Raw genomic sequence first — 26381 nt, 5'->3', positions numbered from 1 at the left:
CCAGACGAATTACATCATGCCCATCAGGACCAGACCAAGCAATTGCTCGGAAGTGAAACGCTGACCGTTGATGTCGAACACGCGATCCTTGCCCTCGTACTTGATGGTCGTGGAAATGCCGTTCTCGTCATTCTTGACCATATTGGATTCGGCGTAGGGAGCGACAGCCGCATCCAGAATCATGTCCAGCATGGCAGCATTGCCTTCTTCAGGCGACAGGCCTTCAGCCTTGTCCATCTCGGCAGCCAGGCCACGCAGCATGGGCTTGGAAATCAAAACATCCAGCTGAGCAGCAGGAATGGCTTCGATCCACATTTCAGGGCTGGTTTGCAGCTCTTGCAAGGTCGCATTGGGTTTTTGGAAGTCCATGCGCAGCGTGGCTTTGGACTCGCCAGCGGCGGTGTACCAACGCAGAGGCTCAACACGCAGCACAGGCTTGTGCTCCAGCGCCTGCAGCACCAGTTCCATCATCTTCTGAGCCGTTGGGCCATCTACCGAATCCATATCGTTTTGCAGATTGGAATCGGAAATCAGCTTGGACAGAGCGGAGATTGCAGGTGCGTAAACGCGGTCAAAGTTCATCGACAGCTCAACCGAACCCAGCTTGACCTTGTCTTCAAACACCAGATCAGTCAGCGCGTAAACAACCTTGGTATCACTGACGGAGTCTTTGGTGACCGCATCGGAATTGATGGCGATCTGCTTGAAGGTAATGCCATCGGTCTCGGCAGATTGCATCTTGACGTCATCAACGCTCAGCTTGCCGACCTGGGTGCCGCTGACATTGATGTCACCGTCTTGCTTGAAGTCCACCACGAAGTTGGAGGCCTCAAGCTTCAAGGGATCTGCGCTGATGTCGTCAACAAACAGCTTGGGGAAGCTGCCGGTCACAACAATATCTTTGCTCTTGCCACCGGCTTTGGTGCGCAATTGACCGCCGCTGAAGTCCACTTTGACTTCGTCGCCTTGGTGCTTGATGGCTTCAAAATGCACATTGGAGTCCACGGCACCGTCAAAACCGACCAGGCTGTCCGCCCACAAAGGGGTCTTGTCGCCCGTCAGCTTGTACCAGCCTTCGGTGTCTTTGGTCTTGACCAGAGTGCTGTGCGACAAGGCGGCAACAGGGGTGAAGTTACCCAGAGCCATTGCCGACATAGGCAGCGGGCCATGGCTGATCTTGTCATCAAAAGTCAGCTCCAGAGGCTTCTCTTCAGCGTCGGAAGGCTTGATGGTGATGGTGTAACGAGCAGTAGAGGAAAATACGCCACGTTGGTAGTCCACCACGTTCATGACGACCGACTCGCTCATGCCCATTTGCTGCATCTGCTCGGCAGCCAGGGTGTTGAACTGGGCCACTTTCTCACCCACCAGCGCTTCAGTTTTCTTACCGGTGTACCAGGTCGAACCGCCGTATGCGGCCGCTAACACGACAACCAGTGTGACCAGCCCTGTACTTTTCTTCATGACTTCCCTTTTGTAGACCTACAGTCCCAACTTCAAATAGCCGACATAATACCGAAACTAAGTTTGACTGATGGTAGTTTATTCCCCGTAATTGTAACTATTCACATGCGTAATGCGAGCGACATCGTCTGCGCCCAAACCCAAACGATGGGCCGCACGATAGGTTTGCTGGGCCGCATGAGCCACCGGCATGCTGGTGTGACTGACACTGGCCAGCTCCGCCACGGTATTCAAATCCTTCAACATGGTATCGACCGACGCTTTTACTTGATTGTCGGGCGTAGTCATGCGCGGCACGAACAATTGCAGCAAAACCGAATCTGCCCAACCGCCCCCCAGGGCCTCACTGATTTTGGAGGCGTCCACGCCATTGTCATTGGCCAGGCTCAAGGCCTCGGCGATAGCGGTCAAGGTGGTGGCCACAATGGTCTGATTGCATAACTTTGTTACTTGGCCGGCCCCTACCGCCCCCATCAAGGTGACGCGCTGCGAATACGCGGCCAGCACCGGACGAACACGATCCAGCTGCGCCGCCTGCCCGCCCACCATGATGGCCAGCGTGCCTTGTTCTGCTCCGCCCACACCACCGGATACCGGAGCATCCAGCCAATGAGCCCCGCAACGTTGCTGCAATTGGGCAGCCATCTCGCGTGTGGCCTGTGGAGGAATCGAGGAATGGTCCACCACAATCCGCAAGGCTCCCTGTATCGACGCCAGGCCCTGCTCGCCCAGGACCGTGTCGTGCACCGCCTGTGCATCGAAGACACACAGGAAAACGGCTTCGCACTGCTCGGCCATTTGCGCCGGGGTATCGCACCAGTGGGCACCGGCTTCGATCAGGGCTTGCCCCTTGTCTTTGGAACGATTCCAGATACGAACCTGATGACCGGCCTTCAACAAGCGGTGCACCATAGGCTGACCCATACGGCCCAAACCACAAAAACCAATATTCATGTCTCGTCCTTTACGCCCCCAACATCATCCAGCCAATTGAAGCGGGGCAAGAAAAACCCGCCTGTCAGGCGGGTGAAGTCTGGTCGGCCCAACAAGGGACCGCCCTTATGCTGATACTCAAGCCGCGTCGGGCTGGCGGTCGGGGGCCGCTTCCTGAAAGGCGGACAGCTCCAGACATTTTTCCTCCACAGCCAAGAGGCGTGGAAATGTGCTGAGATCAATGTCAAAACGACGGGCATTGAACATTTGAGGAATCAGGCAGATTTCGGCAAGACCAGGAGTATCACCAAAAATAAAGTCATGATCCTTTTTGCCATGGCGCTGCACCAAGGCTTCCAGGCCTTCCAACCCTACGCTGACCCAATGGCGATACCATTGATTGCGAGCATCCTCCTGGGCGTGCAGTTCGTTTTTCAAATACTGCAACACGCGCAGATTATTCAGCGGATGAATATCACAAGCTACGGTTTGGGCCATGGAACGTGCCCAAGCCCGCTCTGCCGACGCTTTGGGCAACAAAGGCAGTTCAGGATAGCGTTCATCCAGATATTCCAGGATGGCCAGGGATTGCGTGATGATCAGACCATCATCATCCAAAGCAGGCAGCAGTTGCACGGGATTGACCTGCACATAATCAGGCTGATGTTGCTGACCACCATCCTTGAGCAGGTGTACAGGCTTGATCTGGTAGTCCAGCCCCTTGAGGTTCAGACCAATCCGCACCCGGTAAGCGGCGGAACTGCGAAAGTAGCTATACAGAATCATCTTGTCTCCTGTCCACCCTGCAAAAATCGTTTTTTATTTGTTCAGGCTTTCAATCTTGCGCGACAGTTCTCGGGGCAGCGGGAAGGCAATGTTTTCTTCCACACCATCCAAGGCCCGCACTTTGCCTACGCCCAGTTCCTGCAAGCGCTGAATCACCTGATTTACCAGAACTTCCGGAGCAGAAGCGCCGGCCGTCACACCCACGCGCTTTTTACCGACCAGCCAGGCCGGATCAATCATTTCCGGTTTATCCAGCAGATAGGCTTCAGCCCCCTTGCGTTCGGCGACTTCGCGCAAACGATTGGAGTTGGAGCTATTGGTACTGCCCACCACCAGGACCAGATCACACTGTGGAGCCATGATCTTGACCGCATCCTGACGGTTCTGTGTGGCATAACAGATATCGCTTTTCTTGGGTTCCACAATATTGGGGAAGCGTTCACGCAAGGCCTGGGCCACAACTGCCGCATCGTCCACGGACAAGGTGGTTTGCGTCACAAAGGCCAGCTTGTCGGGATCGGCCACTTTCAGGTTAGCGACGTCCTCGGGCGTTTCCACCAGGTACATGCCGCCGTCAGCCTGCCCCAGCGTACCCTCGACTTCAGGGTGTCCGACGTGACCAATCATGATGATTTCCCGGCCTTCGGCGCGCATGCGAGAGACCTCGATATGCACTTTGGTCACCAGCGGGCACGTGGCGTCAAAGACTTTCAGACCACGCTTTTCGGCATCGTCACGCACCTGACGCGATACGCCGTGAGCCGAAAAAATAACGATTGCACCCGAGGGAGCCTCGTCCAGCTCTTTAATAAAGATCGCCCCTTTATTGCGCAGGTCTTCCACCACGTAACGGTTATGGACGATTTCATGGCGCACGTAAATGGGTGCGCCGTGCAATTCCAAAGCGCGTTCGACAATATCAATCGCGCGATCGACCCCTGCACAGAATCCACGGGGCTGGGCCAGAACAACCTCAGCGTTCTGAACGGGAGTAGCTTGACTCATTACAGAATCCCCAAAATATGAACATCCAGGCGCAAAGCCACACCGGCCAAAGGATGATTGAAATCGAACAAGGCAGTCTTGTCGTCGATTTCCTTGAGCACGCCCGAATAGCGACTGCCATTAGGGGCGGCAAACTCCACCATATCACCGGGCACGAATTCCGCGCCCTCGGCGGCGTTGCTGGCCAGCATTTCGCGAGTGATGCGCTGCAAGAGGTCCGGATTACGGGCGCCGTATGCATCCTCGGGAGTAATGTCGAGCTGAAAGCGCTCGTCTTCACGGTGACCCAGCAGTTTCTCTTCCATACCGGGGGCCCACTGACCATTGCCCAGTTGCAAGGTCGCCGGGCGGCCGGTAAAGGTATCCGCAAATACAGAGCCTGCCGCCGGGCCACTGGCCAGCTCTATACGATAGTGCAAAGTCAGGTAGGAATCCTGACGGACAATTCCAAGCTCGGAACTAGCAGAGTTACTCACGATCGCTCACTATAGAAAATCATTCAATTACCGCATTTTAGCGTTTCTTATGGCCACATCCACTTTACGCCGCCAAGGGCCCCGTGAGCGCATGTTGGCGCACGGCCCTGCCTGTCTGAGCACCCCGGAACTGCTGGGCATTGTCCTGCGCACCGGTACACGCGGGCGCAATGCTGTCGAGCTGGGCCAGATGTTGCTAGACCATTTTAACGGACTCAAAGGATTATTATCGGCTGATGCATCTGCCCTGCGCCAACTGGACGGCATCGGGCCGGCCAAATGTGCGGAACTGTTGGTTATCCGGGAACTGCAACGCCGCTGCGCCCTGGAATCACTCACGGACTTGCCGGTGCTGAACCAGGCGGACAAGGTGCGCGAATATTGTCTGGCCCATATTGGACATTTACCCGTGGAGCATTGCCTGGCCCTGTTTCTGGACAATCAGCTGCGACTGATCTGCGCCGAGGAGATCAGCCGGGGCACAGTCAACCAGGCTTCAGTCTACCCACGGGAGATTTTGCGCGCCGCCCTGCGTCACCACAGCTGCGCCATTATTCTGGCGCACAATCACCCTTCCGGTGCCGCCTATCCCAGCGCCTCCGATATCCGGCTGACCCGGCACATTCGCCAGGCACTGGCTTTGGTTGATATACGCTTGCTGGACCACATTATTGTCACGCCCAGCCAGACTGTCTCCATGGCCGAGCGCGGAGATCTATAGACGATTCAGGGCGATGAATGCCACCTTATTTTTGATACAGTTCCATGAGCTTCCCCGTAAAATCCAGAACACACTACAAGAGTACGGAGCGCCATGTCTGATCCCGCCGTCAAGTCCTTTGTTGGACGCGTACGTGACATTCTTCACGATCTATCCCCATCAGAGCGACGTCTGGCGGAATTTGCCCTGGACTTTCCGGGCGACCTGGCCGGCTACACCGCCTCGGAGCTGGCCTCCCTGGCCAATGTGTCCAATGCGACGGTCACCCGCTTTATTCGACGCCTGGGTTACAGCAATTACGAGGCCGCCCGCAAACAAGTGCGCTCCGAAAAGAAGGCAGGTTCACCCCTGTTGCTGGCAGCCACTGAAACGGAAGCCGAGCGCTCGCTGGCCACACACTTGCAGCAAAGTCAGAACAACCTGGCCGCTACCTATAGACGCATCCCCGACTCGTTGCTGAAAGAAATCGCCCAGGCCATTCTGGGTGCGCGCAAAGTATGGGTTCTCGGGTTTCGATCCAGCCATGCCCTGGCCAATTACTTTCGCTGGCAGTTGCTGCAAATCGTCCCTGAGGCTCAACTGATTCCCGGCCCTGGCGAGACCATGGGGGAACATCTGGCAGGCATACACGCTGACGATGTCGTAGTGATTTTTGCCCTGCGTCGCCGGGTGCGCAATATGGATCAGTTGATCGGGCAGATGGCGCAGCTGAACCCGAATGTGTTGCACATCACTGACCAGCTCAGCCCGGAGAAAAGTACTTGTCGCTGGACTCTGCGCTGTGATGTCCAGTCACCCGGTGTGCTGGATAACCACGTGGCGGTGATCGGGCTGTGCCATCTGATCCTGAGCCAGGTGATGGATCAGGCCGGTCCTGCCGGGCGTCGTCATCTAGGCTTGGTGGAGGCTTTCCACGACAGCTTTCTGGAGCTGTAGACCGCTACTCTCGTATTGCAGGCCCATATCAGGCACTCCGTAGTCAAGCCAGCCCAGAAGTTTCATGGCTGGAATCAGATAAGGATCCTACGCAAACGGCGATGATCCTTTTTTTTTATTAAAAATCCTTGTATATCAACGCCCTGCTCAGTCAATCAGTAGACACTGCAAAATCTTTCTCGTTTACCCTGGTTTTGAAAATATTTTTTCACGACAATAATGATTGAAAAAATAATGCTGGGCTCATACACGCCCTGAAACGAGGAGAAACCATGTCTAGCAAGCAGCAACCCTTGCCAGCCGATACCGGGCAGGCACAGGCCAGTTCTACGGCCAACAATCACACGGTTCAGCAGCAACTGGAAAACTCGCTGGAAACCATAGGCGTCACCAACTCGCACCGCAAAGTGCTGGCCCTGATTTTGCTGGGCGTCCTGTTTGACGTGCTCGAGCAAAATGCCGTGGGCCTGGTCGGTCCGCTGCTGCAGGAACACTGGGGGCTGACGCCTCGTGATGTCGGGTTTCTGAACACCTTGACCTTCGCTGCCGCCGCCCTGGGGCGTTTGCTGTCCGGCTATATCGCCGACCACTACGGTCGCCGTGTCATGCTGACCATCAATCTGGCCCTGTTCACGCTGGGCGCCCTGATCTGCGCCCTGGCTCCCAGCTACTGGGTACTGGGCCTGGGTCGCATGATTGTGGGTTTTGGGCTGGGTGGCGAAATCTCGATTGCCGTCACCATGCTGGCCGAGTTCTGCTCCTCACGCTTTCGCGGCACGGCTGTCGGCACGATCAACGTCGCAGGTGGCGGTCTGGGCAATATGCTGGCCCCGGCCTTCGGCTTGCTGGTCTTCACCCTCTTTCCCGGCCCAGAAAGCTGGCGCTGGGTGTTTGGCCTGCTGGTCATGCCTGCCTTCATGGTGCTGTTCTATCGTCGCTACATTCCTGAAACGCCCCGTTTCCTGGTGTCGCAAGGGCGTATCGAGGAGGCCAATCAGGTTTTGAATATTCTGGCCTCGGGCAAGCTGGGCCGTCACGTTGCCAATCCCTATCCTTATTTGCACAGCGGCCCGCAGGCACAAAAAGCAGAGCGGGTGCGTTTGAACGAGATTTTTCAAGGCCCGCTGGCCATGCGCACCCTGGTGACCGGCATTGCCGTGTGCATGACTTATGGCGCACAGCTGACGGTTCTGACCCTGATGCCTACCCTGCTGGTGGAGCAAGGCTATTCTTTGGTGAAAAGCTATACCTTCACAATCCTGATGCAGTCGGGCAGCCTGCTGGGTGCCTTGACCGCCTCTTACCTGGGCTCCCGCGTGCCTCGCAAGCGCGTCTTCACCTACGGAGCGTTACTGGCTTGCGCCAGCGGTCTGGCCTTTGGCTTCCTGAGTTTCAATATCTACCTGGTGCTGCTGTTCGGTGCTGCTTTCCAGTTCTGCGTGCTGCTGCTCAACACCACGATCTGGATTTTCTCCCCCGAACTGTATCCCACCCGCGTCCGCGCCTTTGGCACCGCCTTCATTCTGGCGCTGGGCACCCTGGCGGGCGCATTTATCCCTACGCTTAGCGGCTGGGTGCTGGAAGGCTATGGTGTAGCCGGCATGTTCACCTTGATGGCGGGCATGTACATCACCTTTGCCGCTGTCCTGCAGTTGGCGCCCGAAACCTTTGGTCGCCCCCTGGATACCTGATTCACTTAAAAAGCCGCCTTGCTGCGGCCCTTGTATTTATGTCTCATACCGTACTGCTCATCAACCCCAATACTTCCCGTCCCACCACGGACATGATGGTGGCGCTTGCCCAGGCTTGTTTCCAGAGCCTGCAGCGCCGCGACATCCAGGTCCGGGGACTGACCGCCCCTGAGGGACCGGGCATGTTGACCGAAATGGAAGAGCTGGAGCAGGCCGCCGCCATATCCAGGCACCCGCAGGTGCTAGCCCAGGCGCAAGACGTTGACGGCATCATCGTCGGCGCTTTTGGAGATCCCGGCCTGCAAGCCCTGACTGAACGCCTCACGGTTCCGGTTATCGGCATCGGTCAGGCCTCCATGATGCTGGCTGCCCGAGCAGGCACGCCTTTTGGCATTGCCACCACCACCCCCGGTCTGAAGCAATCCATTCTGGATCAGGTACAGCGCTATGGCTGGAGCGAACAATTCTCCGGCCTGCGCCTGACCCCTACCGCCCCGCTGGATCTGGCCCAGGCCCCTGATCGTCAGGATCAGGAACTGGCCGATAGCGTCGCGGCGTGTATCGAACAGGACGGTGCACGCGCCGCCATCATCGGCGGCGGCCCACTGGCCCAAAGCGCCCAGGCCCTGCAAAGCAGGCTGGCTGTGCCGGTGATCAATCCCATCATTGCTGCCTGCGAGCTTATGGCCGAGCGCCTGCCCCCAGATCAGCCATAACACGCTGTACCACACAAGGAGACACCCCATGACAAGCAGCACCCTTGCGCATGGCCTTCATCAGCCTGATTATTGCCGTGTCCGGCACCATGGGTTGCATTCCGGTGTACTGGCAACTGCCTAACGCCGTTCTGGCAGGCTCGGCAGCAGCTATTGGCGTGGCCTTCATCAACTCGGTCGCCAACCTGGCCGGCTTTGGCGCGCCCTTCATGTTGGGTGCCCTGAAAGACGCCAGCGGTAATTTTCAAAGCGGTTTGTGGATTATTGCGGCACTTGAGCTGGCGGTCGGCATCTGGATTCTGTCTTTCCGCAAGCGCAAACAGATCGACTGACGACCTTATCGACCATCAAGCAAGACGCCCCGAACCCTGACAATCTCCGGGTTTCGGGACCTGACGCCTATCATTAGGCGGCTTCTTGTTGCACTTGTGCCGCGCTTTGATGGAGTTTTCTTTGAAAAGCGGCGGCTCAATGCTAAAATTTCAGGCTTCATCGGATACGTGGCAAAAAGTCTTTAGGCATTATTCAATCGGGCAGGATGTCAAAACCCAAACCCGGTTAAAAAAACAGCCCTCTAGCTTTTTAGTGCCGGTACTTACAAAAGATTGGAAATCTGCCCTGCGCAGCTTTATTTTTGTAAATACGTGCCTTGCTGGCGGTCCTTATTTGTTAAAACAGGAATCATCATGAAAGAAGGCATTCACCCAGAATACCGTGACGTGGTGTTTCTGGACCTGCAAACGGGCAACTCCTTTATCACCCGTTCCACTGTCCAGACTCGCGAAACCACCGAAAAAGACGGTCAGACTTACCCGCTGTTCAAGTGTGACGTGACGTCCGAGTCGCACCCCTTCTACACGGGCGCTCAAACCCGTATCGTGGAAACTGGCCGCGTTGAAAAATTCCGCGCCCGTTTTGCCCGTACGGCTGGTACCGTCAAGAAAGGCGAATAAGCTCTCTTTCTCGGCATACCGCGTTCAGCGCAAAAAAGGCAGCTTCGGCTGCCTTTTTTTTACCGCACATTTCCCGGCCAAGGCGCCCCCTTTGCATTAAGATAGGGCGAATCAACAGACTGTTTTACCCTAGACGTGTCATCCAGCCTCATACCCACCTCCACCCCTGCTCGCCTGACTGCTACCGCTGCCGTCAAACTTCCCCGATTGGTCCTGCTGGTCGTTGGGACTATTTACATTCTTGCGGGTCTGTTTTTCCGCGATCCCTGGAAGGCAGACGATGTCATCGGGCTGGCAACCATGCTTACCGCTTTGTCAGATCCCAGCGGTCAGGCCCTGTTGTTGCCGCAGGTGGGCGATCTGGCACATGCCCAGGACGGGCCGCTGACCACCTGGCTGGGTGCCCTGTTCATTACGCTGTTTGCGCCACTGCTCAAGCTCTTTACCTCCGAGCTGAACGCCAATATTGTGGCGTCCCGACTGCCTAACCTGCTGTGGTTCGGCATGTTGGCGGCTTCGGTCTGGCACAGCGCCTACTGGCTGGCTCGACGCCCTGAGGCCCAACCGCTGCGCCTGCCCTTTGGGGGCGAGCCCTCGCCCACGGCCTATGGGCGCATGATTGCCGACGCCACCTTGCTGCTGACGGTAGCCACGGTCGGCATCCTCTGGCGTATGCACGAAACCTCGGAAGTGCCAGCCATCATTGCCTTCCAGGCTCTGGCTTTGTACAGCCTGGTGCGCATGTTTGACCGTCCCGCTTCCGGTGCGATCATGCTGGGCCTGTCTTTGGGCGCCTGCTTCCTGACCCGTGGCTGGCTGGGCGCTGGCCCCATCATGCTGGCTACCGCTCTGTGCTTCATTCCACGCGGCCCCTTGCGTCAGCACAGCCAATGGCTGGCCCTCAGTGCCGTCCTGACCCTGGCCATCATCATGGCCTGGTGGATTCCCGCCAAACGCGTCAGTGTGTACTGGACTGAACAGTGGCGTCTGTGGCATCTGGCCGCCTGGGGCTGGGCGGGTTTCAAGGAACAACTGAATAATCTGCGTGACTTGCTGTGGTTCCTCTGGCCGACCTGGCCTTTGGCACTGCTGGCAATGTGGCAGTGGCGCAGCTGGTTCAAGGCCCCGCATATTTATGTGCCTGCCATCAGCCTGCTGGTCCCGCTGCTGAGCCTGCTGTTTATCCGCGATGCCTTCGAGCCTGAATACGCCCTGCTGGTCGTACCTTGCGCCGTCCTGGCCGCGTTCTCGCTGCCCACCTTGCGGCGTGGCGTGGTCAATACGCTGGATTGGTTTGCCATCATGTGCTTCTCACTGACGGCAACCACGGTCTGGCTGGGCTGGATTGCGCAACAAACCGGCTGGCCACGTCAGATTTCGCACAATATCGCCCGCCAGACTCAAGGTTATGACACCTTTATCTCCTGGCCGGTCATGATTATTGCCGCGCTAGGTACGCTCGCCTGGATCGCCCTGGTACGCTGGCGCCTGTCCACCAACCCGCCAGGGCTGCTGCGCGGCACGGTCTTGTCTGCAGGTGGCCTGATTACGACCTGGCTCCTGCTGGTTACCCTGTGGATGCCCTCGCTGGACTACGTACGTAGTTACCGAGACGTCTCCGGTGAACTGTCCGCCGCCCTGCGCGAACACAGACAGCCCGGCGAATGCCTGCGCTCCTGGGGCCTGGGTTCGGGACAACGAGCCTCCTTCCTGGTGTTTAACAACATCAAGATCAATTTCGACAACCGCTGCTCTTTGGTGCTGGAACAGTTCTCCCTGCGCGACCTGCAAGATGGCAAGGCCCCCATTCCTGACAATGCGGTCCAGCTCTGGCAAGGTAAACGCGGGCCAGATCGTCACGAGGCTTTCCGTCTGCTGCGAGTACAAGCTCAGTAAGTTTCAATCATGTCCTCCGTGTTTCATCACAACTGGAAAGGCCAGGCAGGCCAAATCCTGCGTCAGGCCTGGCCTGTGCTGGTCGGCTCCTGGGCGGGTATCGCCTTTGGGGTGCTGGATACCGTTATGGTCGGCCACAGCAGTCCGGTCGACTTGCAGGCCATGGGCCTGGGTGTATCCATTTACATCACCGTCTTTATTGGCTTGATGGGTGTCATCCACGCCCTGATTCCTATCATTGCGCAGCAATTTGGCGCGCGCTGCCTGACTGAAGTAGGCCGCTGGTGGGGGCAAGGCGTGTGGCTGGCCCTGTTGCTGACCTTGATCGGCACCCTGGCGCTGGCCTTTCCCAATATCTGGCTAAGCTGGTCCGGCGATTTGAGCCCTGAGGTTCACGACCGGGTGACCTGGTATTTGCGCAGCCTGATTCTGGCCCTGCCCGCCTCCCTGGTTTTCCGAACGATTTACTGCCTGGGCACGGCAACCTCTCGCCCCAAAGCCGTCATGCTGATCAATCTGTTCAGCGTGGCCTTCAAAGCCCTGTTCAACTGGATGCTGATTTTCGGGAAGTTTGGTTTGCCAACCATGGGAGCCGTCGGTTCAGGCCTGGCGACTACCGTGGTTTCCTGGCTAATGCTGGCTGCTGGCCTGTGGCTGCTGCGCGCCGACCGCTTCTACAAGCCCTTTAGCTTGCGACTGGGCCTGCCTAGCTGGACGGCGCAGAAAGAACTGCTGCGCCTGGGCCTGCCCATGGGCGGCTCTTACCTGATCGAGATCTGTGCCTTCAGCTTCATGGCTTTGCTGGTAGCCCGCGAAGGGGTCTTTGCTTCGGGTGCTCACCAGATCATGGCCAATCTGGCCGCTGTCTGCTTTATGGTGCCCATGGCCGTGGGTGTTGCTGCGGCCTCGGTCAGCGCTCAAGCCATTGGAGCCGGGCAATATCATCGTGCCCGCCATGTGGGAATGTTAAGTCTGGGGATTGTGTTGGCCGGGGTCACGCTGACGATCAGCCTGCTGGTTCTGCTGCGCCCTACCTTGGCCCATGCCTATACCGACGATGCCGACGTAGCCCTGCGCGCCCTGCTCTTGCTGCAACTGCTGCCCTTCTTCCACTTTTTCGACGCGTTCCAGTGCCTGATTTCCTATTTGCTGCGCGCCTATAAAGTGGCTTTTGTTCCCATGTTGCTGCAGTTCTTTGCCTTAAGCGTGTTGGGTCTGGGCGGTGGCTGGTGGTTAGGGTTTGGACCGGCGGCCGGATCGCTGGAAGGGGTCATTCAGTGGCTGGCGCCGGGTGCGCCTGTGGGTGCGGCCAGCTTGTGGACCATGTCCAGCCTGGGCCTGGGGGCCTCGGCCTTGCTGCTGCTGTTCTGGTACAGCCATATTCTGCGTATCTACAATCCGGCAAGACGCAAGGCGCGGGCGTCCTAACAAGCAAAGCATGAGCTGCCGGCATTCAGCTCCATGGCAGACTCAGACATCCAGCGGCGCTTTACTCTTTGCCCTTTGCCCTTTGCTCGTTGCTAGTTGCTAGTTGCTAGTTGCTAGTTGCTCAGCACTAAAAGCCTAAGGCCAAAATAAGCCAAACCGTCAAAGCACAAACAAAAAAAAACGGGGCCAGTTATTCAACAGGACCCGTTTTCTTTATCGCTTTAGCAAGACAAGGCCAACTCAGGCAGCAGGTTTACTGCCTTCAATGGCTTCCACGATCTTGGCCGTATCATCCGGAGTCGACTCTGCAGCCGCATCTGGCGATTCCTCCACCGCATCAATCAGCGGGCTGACCAGGTCCACAACCTTGCTGCGCGAGAGCAGGCCCAGGAACTCGTCGTTCTCGCCCGTGACGGCCAAAGGTTCGCTGCTACGCAGCAATTGCCCCAGGATTTCATCCAGACCCATGGTGGCGGGCACGGAACTCATCTCGTCCACAAAGCCGGAAATATCCCGTGCACCTTGCTGCACCGCCTCTTGAGCACTGGAACGCATCAAGACACCGGCCAGACGCTTGCCATCGAGCACAGGGGCATAACGCACGCCCCGTTCGCTCAAGCGCTCCAGCGCATGAACAGCGCGGGTACGCATGGTGAAGGTCAGCGTCTTGCTGGAATCGCGCACCGCATGAGCAGCGTTCAGCACTTTGCTGCGGTTCACATCCTGCAAGAAGGCCTGCACATAATCGCTGGCGGGCGAGAGCAGAATATCCTCGGGCGAGCCTTCCTGGATCAGTTCACCATCTTTAAGAATGGCAATCCGGTTGCCCAGACGCAGCGCTTCGTCCAGATCATGCGTAATAAACACAATGGTCTTGTTCAGACGGGCCTGCAGTTCCAGCAACTGGTCCTGCATTTCACGTCGAATCAGCGGATCCAGCGCAGAGAAGGCTTCGTCCATCAGAAGAATGTCGGCATCGGTGGCCAAGGCACGCGCCAGACCCACACGTTGCTGCATACCGCCAGACAACTGATGCGGATACTGATTCTCGAAGCCTTGAAGCCCTACCTGCTCCAGCCAGTAAGTGGCTTTCTCTTCTCGGGCGGCACGTCCTATGCCCTGCACTTGCAGACCGTAAGCCGCGTTCTCCAGCACCGTGCGATGCGGGAACAGGCCAAAACGCTGAAAGACCATGCTGATCTTTTGCTGGCGGAACTGCATCAGCGCCTTGCCATCCAGGCTCATCACATCCACGTCATCGACCAGAATCTGCCCGGCTGTCGGTTCGATCAGGCGGTTGAAATGGCGGATCAGGGTGGACTTGCCCGAACCGGACAAACCCATGATGACGTAAATGCTGCCATGCTCAATGGACAGGCTGATGTCACGTAGCCCCAAGGTGTGGCCGCTTTTGGCCAGTAGCTCGTCCTTGCGGACACCGTTACGGGCCTCTTCCAGCCAGCGCTCGGGTTGGGAGCCAAAGATCTTGTAGATATTGCGAACTTCAATCTTGCTCATGAGGCCTCCCGTGTCTGAAAGCGGCGGCCAAATTCTTGTGTGATACGGTCAAACAGAATAGCCAGCAGCACAATACCCAAACCGGCCATCAGGCCACGGCCTACTTGCAGTCGGTTGATACCTTGCAGCACTTCGTAGCCCAAACCTCGCACACCAATCATGGAGGCGATCACTACCATGGCCAGCGCCATCATGGTTGTCTGGTTGATACCGGCCATGATGTTGGGCATGGCCAGGGGCAATTGCACCCCATAGAGCTGCTGCCAGCGGTTGGAACCAAACGAGCGCGAGGCTTCCAGCACTTCGCTGTCGACCAGGCGTATACCCAGATCGGTCAGACGAATTACCGGCGCAATGGCGTAAATAATGGTGGCAATCAGGGCAGCGATCTTGCCCAGGTTGAACAGCATCACTACCGGAATCAGATACACAAAGCTGGGCATGGTTTGCATCACGTCCAGCACCGGCATCATGATGCGGCGCAGCCAGTTGAAGCTGGCCATCAACAGACCTAGCGGTATGCCTATCAGGACAGACAGGAAAACGGCCACGATCATCAGCGCCAGGGTCTGCATGGCAGCATCCCACAGGCCGATCAAACCAATGACGAACAGCATGGCACCCATGGCCACGGAAAACAGGACGCGACGGCTGGCAGCCCAGCCCAGAACGACCACCACCAGCACAACGGCCCACCAGGGACTGCTGCGCAAGATGGACTCCATAAAGACCAGCATGTCCAGCAAAGGCTGGGTCATGGCGCGCAAGGTACTGGAATAATTGGCAACCAGATCACCCACGAACTGATCGATGGGCAAACGTAAGGCGCGCGGATCAATCAACTCAGGAAACATAAAAAACACTCCGTAAAACTCGTGCATGCGGCGCGGGCATATCGCCCGGCCATGAGCCTGCCGGCCACAATGGGACCAGGCAGAAAAGCGAGGTACGACTCAGTACCCGCACCCGCATGGGGTGCAGTCACCGAGGCCGGCCTCGCCCTACAACGACACGAATACTAAAGAGCGGCTTTTACGCGCTGAGCCACTTCCATGGGCACCCACTTGGACCAGGTGTCCTCGTGCTCTTTCAGGAACCAGTGCGCCACATCCTCAGGCTCGCCTTCGGTTTTTTCCATGTGGGCCATGGTGTCGTTCATCAGCTCCAGGGGCATGCTGACATTGGCCAGGAAGGCCGTCAGTTCGGGAGCCTGCTTGGAGAACTCCGTATTCACAGCCGTGAACACCGGATTTTCGGGGTAATCGCTAGGCTCTGGATTGGCACAATCCGGGTCCGTCAGACACCCGTGCTTTTTCTCGTCATAAGCGGGCAGTTCCAGCTTGACCAGATCCATGGAACCCACCAGCGGCGTAGGGTACCAGTAGTAGAACACCACGTTTTCCTTGCGCTGATAAGCAGAGGTCAGAGCCGCTTTCTGCGTGGCACCAGTACCGGGCGAGAACAAGGTGAAGGTATCACCCAGCTTCAAGGCATTGAACAGATTGCCGCTGACCACTTCACAACCCCAACCTGCCGGGCAGCCATAGAAGCGGCCTTTACCGGGTTCTTCAGGGTCCTTGAATTCATCCTTGAACTTGGGCAGGTCCGCTGCGGACTTCAGTTCAGGCAGGCGCTCGGCGGTGTAGCGTGGAATAAACCAGGCTTCGCCACCCATATAAATATCACCAATACGTTTTACGTTTCCCTTGGCTTCAGCCTGTTTCCAGGGATCAGCCACACTGTTGAGCCAGATTTCAGTGTTGACATCCAGGTCGCCTCGCTCCAATGCGGCCAAGGCCGGAAGCGTCTCGACCGAGATGACCTCAGTCTTGCAGCCATAACCCTTGTCAGCGATAAAACGCTCGACTTCAGTCAGGACCAGATTGGATTCCCAATTCATGCCGCCAAAGCGAACCGTGCGGTCCAGTTCGCAGGCAACCGGGGTAGCGGCTTGTGCGGCGGACGACAAACCCAGCAACACGCTGGTCAGCACAGAGGCTTGAATCAGGGGAAAGCGGTGCAAGCGCGACTTGGCACCGGCGTGAGGGAAGTATGAAGACATGATGCTCCTCCTTGAGTTACTGTGGACGCGTCCTGCATGATCAGTCGGCGCCAAGGCTAAAGGGGTGTGCGGAAGACGATGCTCTTATCGCCAATACATACCTACGTATAGAGCGAGTGCCAGGCACTCACGAAAAACCCGGAACAATATTCAGGGCTGAGCCCTTTTTGTACTGTTCGCTGCCTTGACCGAAACAAAACGGCTGGGCCAGGGTTACACCGCGCGGCGCGATGATTTGGTGCGAATAGAACACGCAGTTTCAGGCGGTTCTAGATCGAATTGATGAATCTGGTAAGGAGGCCATTCTACGGGCCTTTGCAATCAAAAACAAATTCTTACCTCGAAAAACCATCAAAATCCTGGAATATGTCAATGGCAAAAACGCAACAAAACCCTTGTTTGGCGTGGTTTTAGCGTTTTTCTAAATTTTTTTTTGTTACCTATTAATTCAGAATTGATGGAGTGGCGTAAAAGCAGCCCCAAAAAAGACAAATGACAAGGCATAAAGCCTTGTCATTTGCCCCTCCAGACCGCGCCCTCTAACGCTGGTACATATAGTCCCGACGCCATGGATACACCAGGTCTGGCGCGTAATCCAGCTCCTGTGCCCGCCCAGCACTTTGCGCCTGAGCCAGAACCTGGTGCAAGGCAATCCAGCCATGCTCAAAGCCCATGGCGCAACCAGCCAGATAAACCCGGTAAGCACGCAAGGATTTTTGACCCTGCTCGGAATCCAGCGTGGCCTTGGCCTTGTCCAACTGACTTTCCAAGGCATCGCTCCAGGCCCACAACGTGCGTGCATAGTGCGGACGCAGATTCTCAATGTCCAGGCCTTCCAGACCACCTTCAGCCAGATGACGCAACACATGGCTGATATGGGTCAGCTCTCCACCGGGGAAAATGTATTTCTCGATAAAGTCGCCCATCCCGGCACCCAGCTGGCTATTGTCCACGCCACCGGCTGTAATGCCGTGATTCAGAATCAAACCACCGGGCTTGACCAAACGGCGCAACTTGTCGAAATAGGCACTAAGCTGGGCGCGGCCCACGTGCTCGAACATCCCGACCGAGGCCAGCTTGTCATAAGGCTTGAGTTCATCCAGCTCGCGATAATCCAGCAACATCATGCGGGCCCGGCCCGACAAACCTTTCTGCTCGATCAGCCCGTTCACATAGGCATGCTGGTTACGGGACAAGGTGATGCCCGTCACGTCCACATCGTAGTTTTCAGCCGCCCATATCAGCAGCCCGCCCCACCCGGCTCCCACATCCAGAAAGCGCTCGCCCGATTGCAGACGCAGCTTGCGGCAAATGTGGTCCAGCTTGGCTTCCTGAGCCTGCGCCAGCGTCATGTCCGGTTCGCGGTAATAGGCGCAGGAGTAGACCCGACGCGGGTCCAGCCACAAGGCGTAGAAATCATCCGATAAATCGTAGTGAAACTGGATCTGTTTGGCGTCCCTTTCCTGGGAATGGCGCCAGACGGAAGTCAGATGCTTGACGATGGAAGTCAGCCAGCCTGCCTGGGCAGCGTCAACCGGGGAGCCCGGCAAAATATCCGCTGCCAGCTGCATCAGATCCCGCATGGAGCCCTCAAAGTCCATACGCCCTTCCACGTAGGCCTCTCCCAACTGCCCGGATTGCCCGGCGGCCAGCTGCGCCAAGGTGGCATTATCTTTAATGATCAGATGAACCGCTGCATCAGCCGGGCCAACTTGCTCGCCGTTGGGCAAGGTCAGCCGAACCGGAATGCTGAGTTGATCTAATTTGGCCTGGACCATTGATGAAATTGAACTCAACTTCGCCTCCTTGTATGTAAACAAACAAAGATGACAATGTGTCGCCTCTTTCGACACACCGCCCGTAAGCTGTCAATCCTGTAGCCTAATACAATCAGCCCCTGAATCCGTTGCGTCAAAGTCACGAATCATATGCTTTACACCTAAAGCACTTAGACCGGAGTTGAGCTTGCCCCATGCTAAACTGCCTGCCTTTGGCCCATTGCATCGGTTTGCATTGATGCTCGGCACAGGGTAGTGGGTTCAGGCTCTCGGCCAGGATCTGCCCCACCTTAATACTTGGCCCGATGACACGCAACCACTCCCCTGCATTTCCCCCTTGGCTCATCTTGATGGGGCTGCTCACTGCCCTGGGGCCACTGGCCATTGATATGTACCTGCCCGCCTTCCCGGCAATGGCCCAGAGCCTGAACACCTCGGCGGGCATGGTAGAGCGCACGCTGGCGGGTTTCTTGCTGGGTGTGGGCGTGGCTCAATTAGTGTACGGCCCCATGGCCGACCGCTTCGGGCGCAAGCTGCCCTTGCTGCTGGGCGTGCTGATTTTCACCACCGCTTCCTTTTTCTGTGCACGCGCCAGCGATATTGATGAATTGACCGTGTGGCGCATTGTGCAGGCCTTTGGTGGTGCCGCTGGCATGGCTATTCCCCGTGCCGTGATCCGGGATCGTTTCGAGACCCGTGAAGCCGCCCGCGCCCTGTCCATGCTGATGCTGATTATGGGCGTCATGCCTATTCTGGCCCCGCTGATCGGTGGTCAGATCCTGCTGTTTAGCGACTGGCGCGGTATTTTCTACTTCATGGCCGGCTGTGGCGTGCTCTTGTGGCTGCTGACTTTTTTCACCATGAAAGAGTCCCTGACCCCCGAACGAGTCCTGCCACTGCAACCCAAACTGATTGCCCATAATTACAGTGCCTTGTTACGCGACCGGCCTTTCATGTTTTATTCGCTGGCCGCCGGTTTCAGTTCTGCAGGCATGTTTGCCTATATCGCCGGATCGCCACGCGTCTTTATTGATTTATTTGCAGTCGAGCCGCGCCATTTCGGTTTTTATTTTGGCGCGAATGCCGCCTGTCTGATTGTTTTCTCTCAAGTCAGCGCCCGTTTGCTCAATACGTACAGCCCGCCCACTTTGCTGCGCGTGGCACAGGGACTGCAAGTGATCTTTACCCTGCTGGGTGCCGTTCTGACCCTGCTGGGCGTACTGGACCTGACCTGGCTGATGGTGACGCTGATGGGCTTTATGGCGTGCCAAGGCTTTGTGAACCCCAATTCCGCGGCCCTTGCCCTGTCTGAACAAGGCCATCGCCTGGGAACGGCCTCGGCCCTGATGGGCGCTTTGCAAATGCTTTGTGGTGCGCTGGCCGGTTTTGCGGTCAGCAGCTGGTCCTCTTCCAATGCTTTGCCATTGACCGCCGTATTGGCCAGTTGTGCCGTCTTATCGTGGCTGTTTGGCCGCAACGCAGCAAGGAAAGCACGGTAAAACTTGATCTAAGTGATTTTTCCATATTAGAATAATCTTCTTTGTACCCCAGCACTGGGGTTAACACGATCCTAATTTTACAATCGCCCGCGGCTTTTTTCGTTTAGCGGAGGCTGATTTAGATCTCAAGGGGTATGACCATGGCACGCGTATGCCAAGTGACCGGAAAAGGCCCAATGTCGGGCAACAATGTTTCGCACGCCAACAATAAAACCAAGCGTCGCTTCCTGCCAAACCTGCAGTCCCGTCGTTTCTGGGTTGAAAGTGAAAACCGCTGGGTTCGCCTGCGCGTTTCCGCTAACGCTATCCGCACCATCGACAAGAACGGTATCGACTCCGTTCTGGCCGAAATGCGCTCCCGCGGCGAAAAATACTAAGCTGCGCTTCTTAAACATTTAACCAGGAGCTCATCATGGCTAAAGGTATACGCGAAAAAATCAAACTCGAATCGTCCGCCGGCACCGGTCACTTCTACACCACCACCAAAAACAAGCGCAATATGCCTGAAAAGATGGTGATCAAGAAATTTGACCCCGTCGTTCGCAAGCACGTCGAGTACAAAGAAACCAAGTTGCGTTAATTCGCGCCCCGCTCCTGCAGCGGATTGGTTTTCAAAAAAAGCCCCTGCCCTGCAGGGGTTTTTTTTGCCCTTCACAGGCTGCTGTGACAGGCCTGCCTCCTGTCTGCCATTACGCTCATGCACACTGCCCACCTTGCAGCCGTCCACAGCGAGATTTGCCCCGTATAATGGCGGATACTCCTTTACTTTTGTCTAAAACGGTATTGCCACTCATGCAGGAACGTTACAACCCCAGCGAGGTTGAACAACTCGCTCAGCAAAACTGGACCGATCGGGACGCCTATCGCGCCGTCGAAAACGCCACCGCTCCCGATGGCTCGCTCAAACCCAAGTTTTACGCATGCTCCATGCTGCCCTACCCCAGTGGCAAGCTACATATGGGCCACGTGCGCAACTACACCATCAACGACATGATGGCGCGCCAGCTACGCATGCGCGGTTTTAACGTTCTCATGCCCATGGGCTGGGATGCCTTTGGCATGCCCGCTGAAAACGCCGCCATCAAATCGCAGGTTCCGCCCGCCAAGTGGACTTACGACAACATCGCCTACATGAAAAAGCAGATGCAGGCGATGGGTCTGGCCATCGACTGGTCGCGTGAAATGTGTGCCTGCGATCCCGAATACTACAAATGGAACCAGTGGCTGTTCCTGAAGATGCTGGAAAAAGGCATTGCCTACCGCAAGACCCAGACCGTGAACTGGGACCCGGTGGATCAAACCGTTCTGGCCAACGAGCAGGTTATTGAAGGCCGTGGCTGGCGCTCGGGCGCGCTGGTTGAAAAGCGTGAAATCCCCGGCTATTACCTGCGCATTACCGACTACGCTGAAGAGCTGCTGGACACCGTGAAAACCGGCCTGCCCGGCTGGCCCGAGCGCGTCCGCCTGATGCAGGAAAACTGGATCGGCAAGAGCCAGGGTGTACGCTTTGCCTTCCCTCACGATATTCGTGACGAGCAAGGCCAACTGATTCAGGACGGTCGTCTGTATGTGTTCACCACCCGCGTGGACACCATCATGGGCGTTACCTTCTGTGCTGTTGCTCCTGAACACCCGCTGGCCGCCCTGGCTGCCCGCAACAATCCCGAGCTGACTGCCTTTATTGAAGAATGCAAGAAAGGCGGCACCACGGAAGCCGACATGGCCACCCGTGAAAAAGAAGGTCTGCCTACCGGCTTGAGCGTCAAGCACCCACTGACCGGTGCGGACGTTCCTGTCTGGGTCGGTAACTACGTCTTGATGAGCTACGGCGACGGTGCCGTCATGGGCGTGCCTGCTCACGACGAGCGCGACTTCGCCTTTGCCCTGAAATACCAATTGCCTATTCAACAAGTGATTGGCGTTGAAGGCAAAGAGTACGACGCCACTCAATGGCAAGACTGGTACGGCGACAAGCAGCAAGGTCAAACCATCAATTCCGGCAAGTACGACGGCCTGGCGCATGCCGCCGCCGTGGACGCAATTGCGGCAGACCTGAATGCTCAAGAGCTGGGCGAGAAACAAACCACCTACCGTCTGCGCGACTGGGGTATTTCCCGTCAGCGTTACTGGGGCACCCCGATCCCGATCATCCACTGCGAGGATTGCGGCCCGGTTCCTGTTCCGGAAAAAGACCTGCCCGTCGTTCTGCCCGAAGAGCTGATTCCCGATGGCAGCGGCAACCCGTTGAACAAGCACGAAGCCTTCCTGAAGTGCACGTGCCCTTCTTGCGGCAAGCCTGCACGTCGCGAAACGGACACCATGGACACCTTTGTGGACTCGTCCTGGTACTTCCTGCGCTACACCACGCCCAATCTGAACGACTCCATGACCGATCCACGCACCGATTACTGGATGCCCATGGATCAGTACATCGGCGGTATCGAACACGCTGTGCTGCACTTGCTGTATGCCCGCTTCTGGACCAAAGTCATGCGCGACATGGGCCTGGTCAAGATTGACGAGCCCTTCACCCGCCTGCTGTGCCAGGGCATGGTGCTGAACCACAGCTACACCCGCCGCACACCTCAAGGTGGTATCGAGTACTTCTGGCCTGAAACCGTCGAAAACGTCTACGACGAAAAAGGCGCGATTATCGGTGCCCGTTTGAAGAGCGATGGTCAGCCCGTGCAGTACAACGGCATCGGCACCATGTCCAAGTCCAAGAACAACGGCGTGGACCCCCAATCCCTGATCGACACGCTGGGCGCGGATACCGCCCGCCTGTTCATCATGTTTGCCAGCCCGCCAGAGCAAACCCTGGAGTGGTCGGATTCGGGCGTGGATGGCGCCAACCGCTTCCTGCGTCGCCTGTGGGCCTTCTGCTATAACCACGCCGATGCTCTGCGCGCTGGCAACGCCCAACAAGCCACCGACTGGAGCGATCTGGATGCGGCCGCCAAGCGTACCCGTCTGGAAATTCACTCATTGCTCAAGCAAGCCAATTACGACTACGAGCGTATTCAATACAACACCGTGGTTTCGGCTTGCATGAAGATGCTCAACACCCTGGAGCAGACTCAATGGGAAGACACTCCCGCCGCACAACGTGCACTGGCTGAAACCACGTCCATTCTGTTGCGCGTGCTGTACCCTGTCGTCCCTCACATCACCTGGCAGTTGTGGCGTGAACTGGGTTGGGCAGACAGCCTGGGCGATATGCTCGACGCCCAATGGCCTGCTGTGGATGAACAAGCCCTGATTGCCGACGAAGTGGAGCTGATGCTGCAAGTCAATGGCAAGCTGCGCGGTTCATTAGTCGTGCCTCAGGGAGCGGAAAAAGCCGCCATTGAACAAGCCGCAGCCGAACACGCTGCCGTGCTCAAGTATCTGGAAGGCCGCCCCGCCAAGCGCATCATTGTGGTGCCTGGCAAACTCGTTAACGTCGTAGGTTAATCATGCACCTAGCCCGCCTGCTTCCTTCCAGCTCCTTGTCTGTTCCTGCACCCAGGTTCTGGGGACTGGCGGGCTTGATAATCCTGCTCAGTGTTGTTCTGACAGCGTGTGGCTTTCACCTGAAAGGGGTGGCCCCGCTGCCGTTCGACACGATTTACACCAACATTACGGACAACAGTGCGTTTGGCGCGAATCTGCGTCGAACCTTGTCGGCCAGTTCACCGCAAACCCGCTTTGTGGAGCGCCCGCAAGACGCTGAAGCCATCTTGCAACAGCTCTCCCACAGCCGTAATCAACGCGAAATCTCCATCAACGCCAAAGGCCAGGTGGAAGAGTACGAACTGCAACTGACATTTGTGTTCGAGTTGCTGGACGCCAAAGGCCGCGTGATCCTGCCGCCCACAACACTGAACGTCATTCGTGAAGTGCCGTACGATGCCGAGGCCGTGCAAGCCAAAGACAGCGAAATCGAGATGATTTTCCGCGATATGGAACAGTCTTTGATCAATCGCATTGTGCGTCGCTTGAGTTCGCCCGACGTGACCAGCGCCTACCATTACATAAGCAGTCAACCAGAGGCCAGCTCCATGGAAGAGATGGAACTGCTGCCCACTCGACAACAGGCTCCGCTGTAAGAATGGGACGCAGGGCCGACCACGACACCTTGCTGCGCGAACTGGCCACGCCAACCGCCGCTTTCCAACCGCTTTATGTGGTGTCCGGTGACGAGCCTCTGTTGCTGGTTGAAGCGGCGGATGCGGTGCGTGCCCGCGCCCGCCAGGACGGCTTTACCGAACGCAGCAGCTTTACCCTGGATGCACGGGCCGACTGGTCGCAGCTGTTTGCTGTAGCCCAGAACATTTCCCTGTTTGGCGATCAAAAACTGGTGGATGTCAATATTCCCAGCGGCAAACCTGGCAAGCCAGGCGGCGACGCCCTGCAAAAGCTGTGCGAGCTGATCAGCGGGGGGCAAATGGATGGCACCAGCTTTCTGATTCAACTTCCCCGGCTGGACAAGGCCACGCGCAACAGTAAATGGTGTCAGGCTCTGGAGCAGGTGGCCTGTTGGGTTGACATTCAGCCCATCAACCGCAACTCTCTGGCAGGCTGGATTGCCCAACGCCTGAAAGCCCAGGACCAAAGCCTGGAGCGCAACAGCCTGGAATGGATGGCTGACAAGGTTGAAGGCAACCTGCTGGCCGCCCATCAGGAAATACAGAAACTGGCCCTGATTTACCCACCTGGCCAGCTTAGCCAGGAAGAACTGGAAAACGCGGTTCTGAACGTAGCTCGCTACAGCGTGTTTGATCTGCGTGACTCCATGCTGGCAGGCCACAGTCAACGCGCCCTGACGGTGCTTGATGGCTTGCAGGCAGAAGGCGAAGCCCTACCGCTGGTCTTGTGGGCTGTAGGCGAAGAAGTGCGTACCTTGGCCCGCTTGTCACAAGCGCGTCAGCAAGGGCAGGATCTGTCCAACCTGTTTCGCCAATACCGCATTTTTGGCCCGCGTGAAAAACTCGTTCGTCAGGCCCTGGACCGTATCCCGCCTCAAAGCTGGCCCGCTTCGGTTCTGCATGCACACGATATAGACCGTTTGATCAAAGGCCTGCACCCCAACGGACGTCAGCAAGACCCGTGGGAAGAAATGCGCCGCCTGACCATGCGTATCGCGGTCGCGACACAAGCGCCCCGCCGCTAAGCGTCCGATACCCCTTAACTTCTTAATTGTTGCGATAATGCTCTCTTGAACCGGAGAGTTACACGGCTATGAACGATATCACCCAGTCCTCTGCCGCCACCCAGGTCGGCGATCTGTCTTCCATGATGCAAGATTTGGGCAAGCGCGCCCAGCTTGCTGCCCGTCGTATGCGCGCCGCCACAGGCAAAGCCAAGGCCGACGCCCTGCGCTATATGGCTGATGCCCTGATTGAGCAAAAAGCCCAGTTGCAAGCAGCCAACGAGCTGGACTTGCAAGCGGCACGTGAACGTCAGATTGCCCCGGCCATGATCGAACGCCTGGTCCTGTCCGACCGCGCCCTGGAGATCATGACCACCGGCCTGCGTCAAATTGCCGATATGGATGATCCGGTTGGCCAGATCAGCGCCTCGCGTACCCGCCCGAATGGCATGCGCGTGGCTCAGATGCGTGTCCCTTTGGGTGTCATCGGCATCATTTACGAGTCGCGCCCCAATGTGACTATTGACGCCGCTGCCCTGTGCCTGAAATCGGGCAACGCCACGATTCTGCGCGGTGGTAGCGAAGCCTTTCATTCCAACCAGGCCCTGGCGCAGATCATCTCCAGCAGCCTGGAACGTGCTGGTTTGCCCAAAGAAGCCGTGCAAGTGGTTCCCACCACGGACCGCGATGCTGTTGGCCTGCTCGTAACCATGAACGACTACGTGGACGTCATTGTCCCGCGTGGTGGCAAGAGCCTGATCCAACGACTGAGCGCCGAAGCCACGGTTCCTCTGATCAAGCACCTGGACGGCAACTGCCACGTCTATGTGGACGAATTTGCCGATCTGGAAAAAGCGAACCGCATCGTATTCAACGCCAAGACCTACCGCTACGGTATTTGCGGCACCATGGAAACCTTGCTGGTTCACCGCAGCATTGCACCCGCTTTCCTGCCAGAAATGGCCCGCCAATTGCAGGAAAAAGGGGTGGAACTGCGTGGCTGTGAGCAGACCCGTGCCCTGGTTGCCAATGTGGCCCCTGCTACCCAGGAAGACTGGGAAACCGAATTTGCCGCGGCCATTCTGGCAATCCGCATTGTGGACTCCATGGACCAGGCCATGGACCATATCGCCCAGTACAGCTCCGAGCACACCGAATCCATCGTGACGGAAAACCTGAGCCTGGCCGAGCGCTTCCAGCGCGAAGTGGACTCCAGTTCCGTCATGGTGAACCTGCCTACCTGTTTTGCTGACGGCTTCGAGTACGGCCTGGGTGCCGAAATCGGCATTTCCACCAACCGTCTTCATGCCCGTGGCCCGGTCGGCCTGGAAGGCCTGACGACCTACAAATGGGTCTTGCACGGCAATGGCCAAATGCGTGGTTAAATC

At 57.1% G+C, this 26381-nt stretch carries 25 protein-coding genes; 16 read left to right on the top strand and 9 right to left on the bottom strand.

The window, feature by feature from the left end; genetic code table 11:
* Nucleotides 1–9: 9 nt before the first annotated feature.
* From MID00_RS14650 to MID00_RS14630, 5 genes are all read right to left on the bottom strand, one after another.
* Nucleotides 10–1464 (bottom strand): YdgA family protein, encoded by a 1455-nt coding sequence (locus MID00_RS14650; protein WP_009456455.1) that lies wholly within the window; start codon nt 1462–1464, stop codon nt 10–12.
* Between the two features lie 78 nt (nt 1465–1542).
* Nucleotides 1543–2418, bottom strand: a complete 876-nt coding sequence (locus MID00_RS14645; protein WP_009456457.1) for an NAD(P)-dependent oxidoreductase — start codon at nt 2416–2418, stop codon at nt 1543–1545.
* 117 nt (nt 2419–2535) lie between these two features.
* Complete coding sequence (gene maiA, locus MID00_RS14640; RefSeq protein WP_009456458.1) at nt 2536–3183, bottom strand: maleylacetoacetate isomerase; 648 nt, start codon at nt 3181–3183, stop codon at nt 2536–2538.
* A gap of 33 nt (nt 3184–3216) precedes the next feature.
* Nucleotides 3217–4188 (bottom strand): 4-hydroxy-3-methylbut-2-enyl diphosphate reductase, encoded by a 972-nt coding sequence (gene ispH / locus MID00_RS14635; protein WP_009456459.1) that lies wholly within the window; start codon nt 4186–4188, stop codon nt 3217–3219.
* Nucleotides 4188–4664, bottom strand: a complete 477-nt coding sequence (locus MID00_RS14630; protein ID WP_230940668.1) for a peptidylprolyl isomerase — start codon at nt 4662–4664, stop codon at nt 4188–4190. Before MID00_RS14630 ends, ispH begins: the two co-directional genes overlap by 1 nt.
* Before the next feature lie 49 nt (nt 4665–4713).
* Between MID00_RS14630 and radC the strand changes: the two genes are divergently transcribed.
* From radC to MID00_RS14585, 9 genes are all read left to right on the top strand, one after another.
* On the top strand, nt 4714–5385 hold the full coding sequence (gene radC / locus MID00_RS14625; protein ID WP_022983307.1) for a DNA repair protein RadC: 672 nt from the start codon (nt 4714–4716) through the stop codon (nt 5383–5385).
* 93 nt (nt 5386–5478) lie between these two features.
* On the top strand, nt 5479–6321 hold the full coding sequence (locus MID00_RS14620; RefSeq protein ID WP_254498988.1) for a MurR/RpiR family transcriptional regulator: 843 nt from the start codon (nt 5479–5481) through the stop codon (nt 6319–6321).
* Nucleotides 6322–6593: 272 nt separating this feature from the next.
* Nucleotides 6594–8012 (top strand): MFS transporter, encoded by a 1419-nt coding sequence (locus tag MID00_RS14615; protein ID WP_022983306.1) that lies wholly within the window; start codon nt 6594–6596, stop codon nt 8010–8012.
* A 38-nt stretch (nt 8013–8050) separates the two neighbouring features.
* Nucleotides 8051–8728: an aspartate/glutamate racemase family protein gene (locus MID00_RS14610; protein WP_254498987.1), complete on the top strand. Its 678-nt coding sequence runs from the start codon at nt 8051–8053 to the stop codon at nt 8726–8728.
* Between the two features lie 50 nt (nt 8729–8778).
* Nucleotides 8779–9060: a hypothetical protein gene (locus MID00_RS14605; RefSeq protein ID WP_009456465.1), complete on the top strand. Its 282-nt coding sequence runs from the start codon at nt 8779–8781 to the stop codon at nt 9058–9060.
* 109 nt (nt 9061–9169) lie between these two features.
* Nucleotides 9170–9418 (top strand): hypothetical protein, encoded by a 249-nt coding sequence (locus MID00_RS14600; protein WP_254498986.1) that lies wholly within the window; start codon nt 9170–9172, stop codon nt 9416–9418.
* Complete coding sequence (locus tag MID00_RS14595) at nt 9415–9681, top strand: type B 50S ribosomal protein L31 (protein WP_009456467.1); 267 nt, start codon at nt 9415–9417, stop codon at nt 9679–9681. Before MID00_RS14600 ends, MID00_RS14595 begins: the two co-directional genes overlap by 4 nt.
* Nucleotides 9682–9816: 135 nt before the next feature.
* Complete coding sequence (locus tag MID00_RS14590; RefSeq protein ID WP_254498985.1) at nt 9817–11577, top strand: glycosyltransferase family 39 protein; 1761 nt, start codon at nt 9817–9819, stop codon at nt 11575–11577.
* A 9-nt stretch (nt 11578–11586) separates the two neighbouring features.
* Entirely contained in the window at nt 11587–13005 is a 1419-nt protein-coding gene (locus MID00_RS14585; protein ID WP_254498984.1) for an MATE family efflux transporter, read from the top strand.
* 240 nt (nt 13006–13245) lie between these two features.
* Here MID00_RS14585 and MID00_RS14580 read toward each other — a convergent pair whose 3' ends face one another.
* From MID00_RS14580 to MID00_RS14565, 4 genes are all read right to left on the bottom strand, one after another.
* Nucleotides 13246–14523, bottom strand: coding sequence for a glycine betaine/L-proline ABC transporter ATP-binding protein (locus MID00_RS14580; protein ID WP_035272547.1), 1278 nt, complete (start codon nt 14521–14523; stop codon nt 13246–13248).
* Nucleotides 14520–15377, bottom strand: a complete 858-nt coding sequence (locus MID00_RS14575) for a proline/glycine betaine ABC transporter permease (RefSeq protein WP_009456478.1) — start codon at nt 15375–15377, stop codon at nt 14520–14522. Before MID00_RS14575 ends, MID00_RS14580 begins: the two co-directional genes overlap by 4 nt.
* A gap of 164 nt (nt 15378–15541) precedes the next feature.
* Nucleotides 15542–16585 (bottom strand): ABC transporter substrate-binding protein, encoded by a 1044-nt coding sequence (locus MID00_RS14570; protein WP_009456480.1) that lies wholly within the window; start codon nt 16583–16585, stop codon nt 15542–15544.
* Between the two features lie 539 nt (nt 16586–17124).
* Nucleotides 17125–18381 (bottom strand): class I SAM-dependent methyltransferase, encoded by a 1257-nt coding sequence (locus MID00_RS14565; RefSeq protein ID WP_031232512.1) that lies wholly within the window; start codon nt 18379–18381, stop codon nt 17125–17127.
* A 332-nt stretch (nt 18382–18713) separates the two neighbouring features.
* Here MID00_RS14565 and MID00_RS14560 point away from each other — a divergent pair, with 332 nt between their 5' ends.
* The 7 genes from MID00_RS14560 (at nt 18714) to MID00_RS14530 (ending at nt 26378) form a co-directional block, all read left to right on the top strand.
* Nucleotides 18714–19862, top strand: coding sequence for a Bcr/CflA family multidrug efflux MFS transporter (locus MID00_RS14560; protein ID WP_035272768.1), 1149 nt, complete (start codon nt 18714–18716; stop codon nt 19860–19862).
* Nucleotides 19863–20002: 140 nt separating this feature from the next.
* Complete coding sequence (gene rpmB, locus MID00_RS14555; protein ID WP_003802782.1) at nt 20003–20239, top strand: 50S ribosomal protein L28; 237 nt, start codon at nt 20003–20005, stop codon at nt 20237–20239.
* A gap of 35 nt (nt 20240–20274) precedes the next feature.
* Nucleotides 20275–20442: a 50S ribosomal protein L33 gene (gene rpmG, locus MID00_RS14550; protein ID WP_003802781.1), complete on the top strand. Its 168-nt coding sequence runs from the start codon at nt 20275–20277 to the stop codon at nt 20440–20442.
* 212 nt (nt 20443–20654) lie between these two features.
* Nucleotides 20655–23315, top strand: a complete 2661-nt coding sequence (gene leuS / locus MID00_RS14545) for a leucine--tRNA ligase (RefSeq protein WP_009456487.1) — start codon at nt 20655–20657, stop codon at nt 23313–23315.
* Nucleotides 23316–23317: 2 nt separating this feature from the next.
* A complete protein-coding gene (gene lptE, locus MID00_RS14540) occupies nt 23318–23950 on the top strand; it encodes an LPS assembly lipoprotein LptE (protein ID WP_254498983.1) in 633 nt (210 codons plus the stop codon).
* Nucleotides 23951–23952: 2 nt separating this feature from the next.
* Nucleotides 23953–25014: a DNA polymerase III subunit delta gene (holA, locus tag MID00_RS14535; protein ID WP_035272542.1), complete on the top strand. Its 1062-nt coding sequence runs from the start codon at nt 23953–23955 to the stop codon at nt 25012–25014.
* 122 nt (nt 25015–25136) lie between these two features.
* Entirely contained in the window at nt 25137–26378 is a 1242-nt protein-coding gene (locus tag MID00_RS14530; RefSeq protein WP_254500302.1) for a glutamate-5-semialdehyde dehydrogenase, read from the top strand.
* Nucleotides 26379–26381 lie beyond the last annotated feature (3 nt).

This window comes from Alcaligenes sp. NLF5-7, from assembly GCF_024266725.1.
Lineage (GTDB): Bacteria > Pseudomonadota > Gammaproteobacteria > Burkholderiales > Burkholderiaceae_B > Alcaligenes > Alcaligenes phenolicus.
The sequence above is the reverse complement of the archived record's forward strand: the minus strand, read 5'-3'. Positions and strand labels throughout refer to the sequence as shown.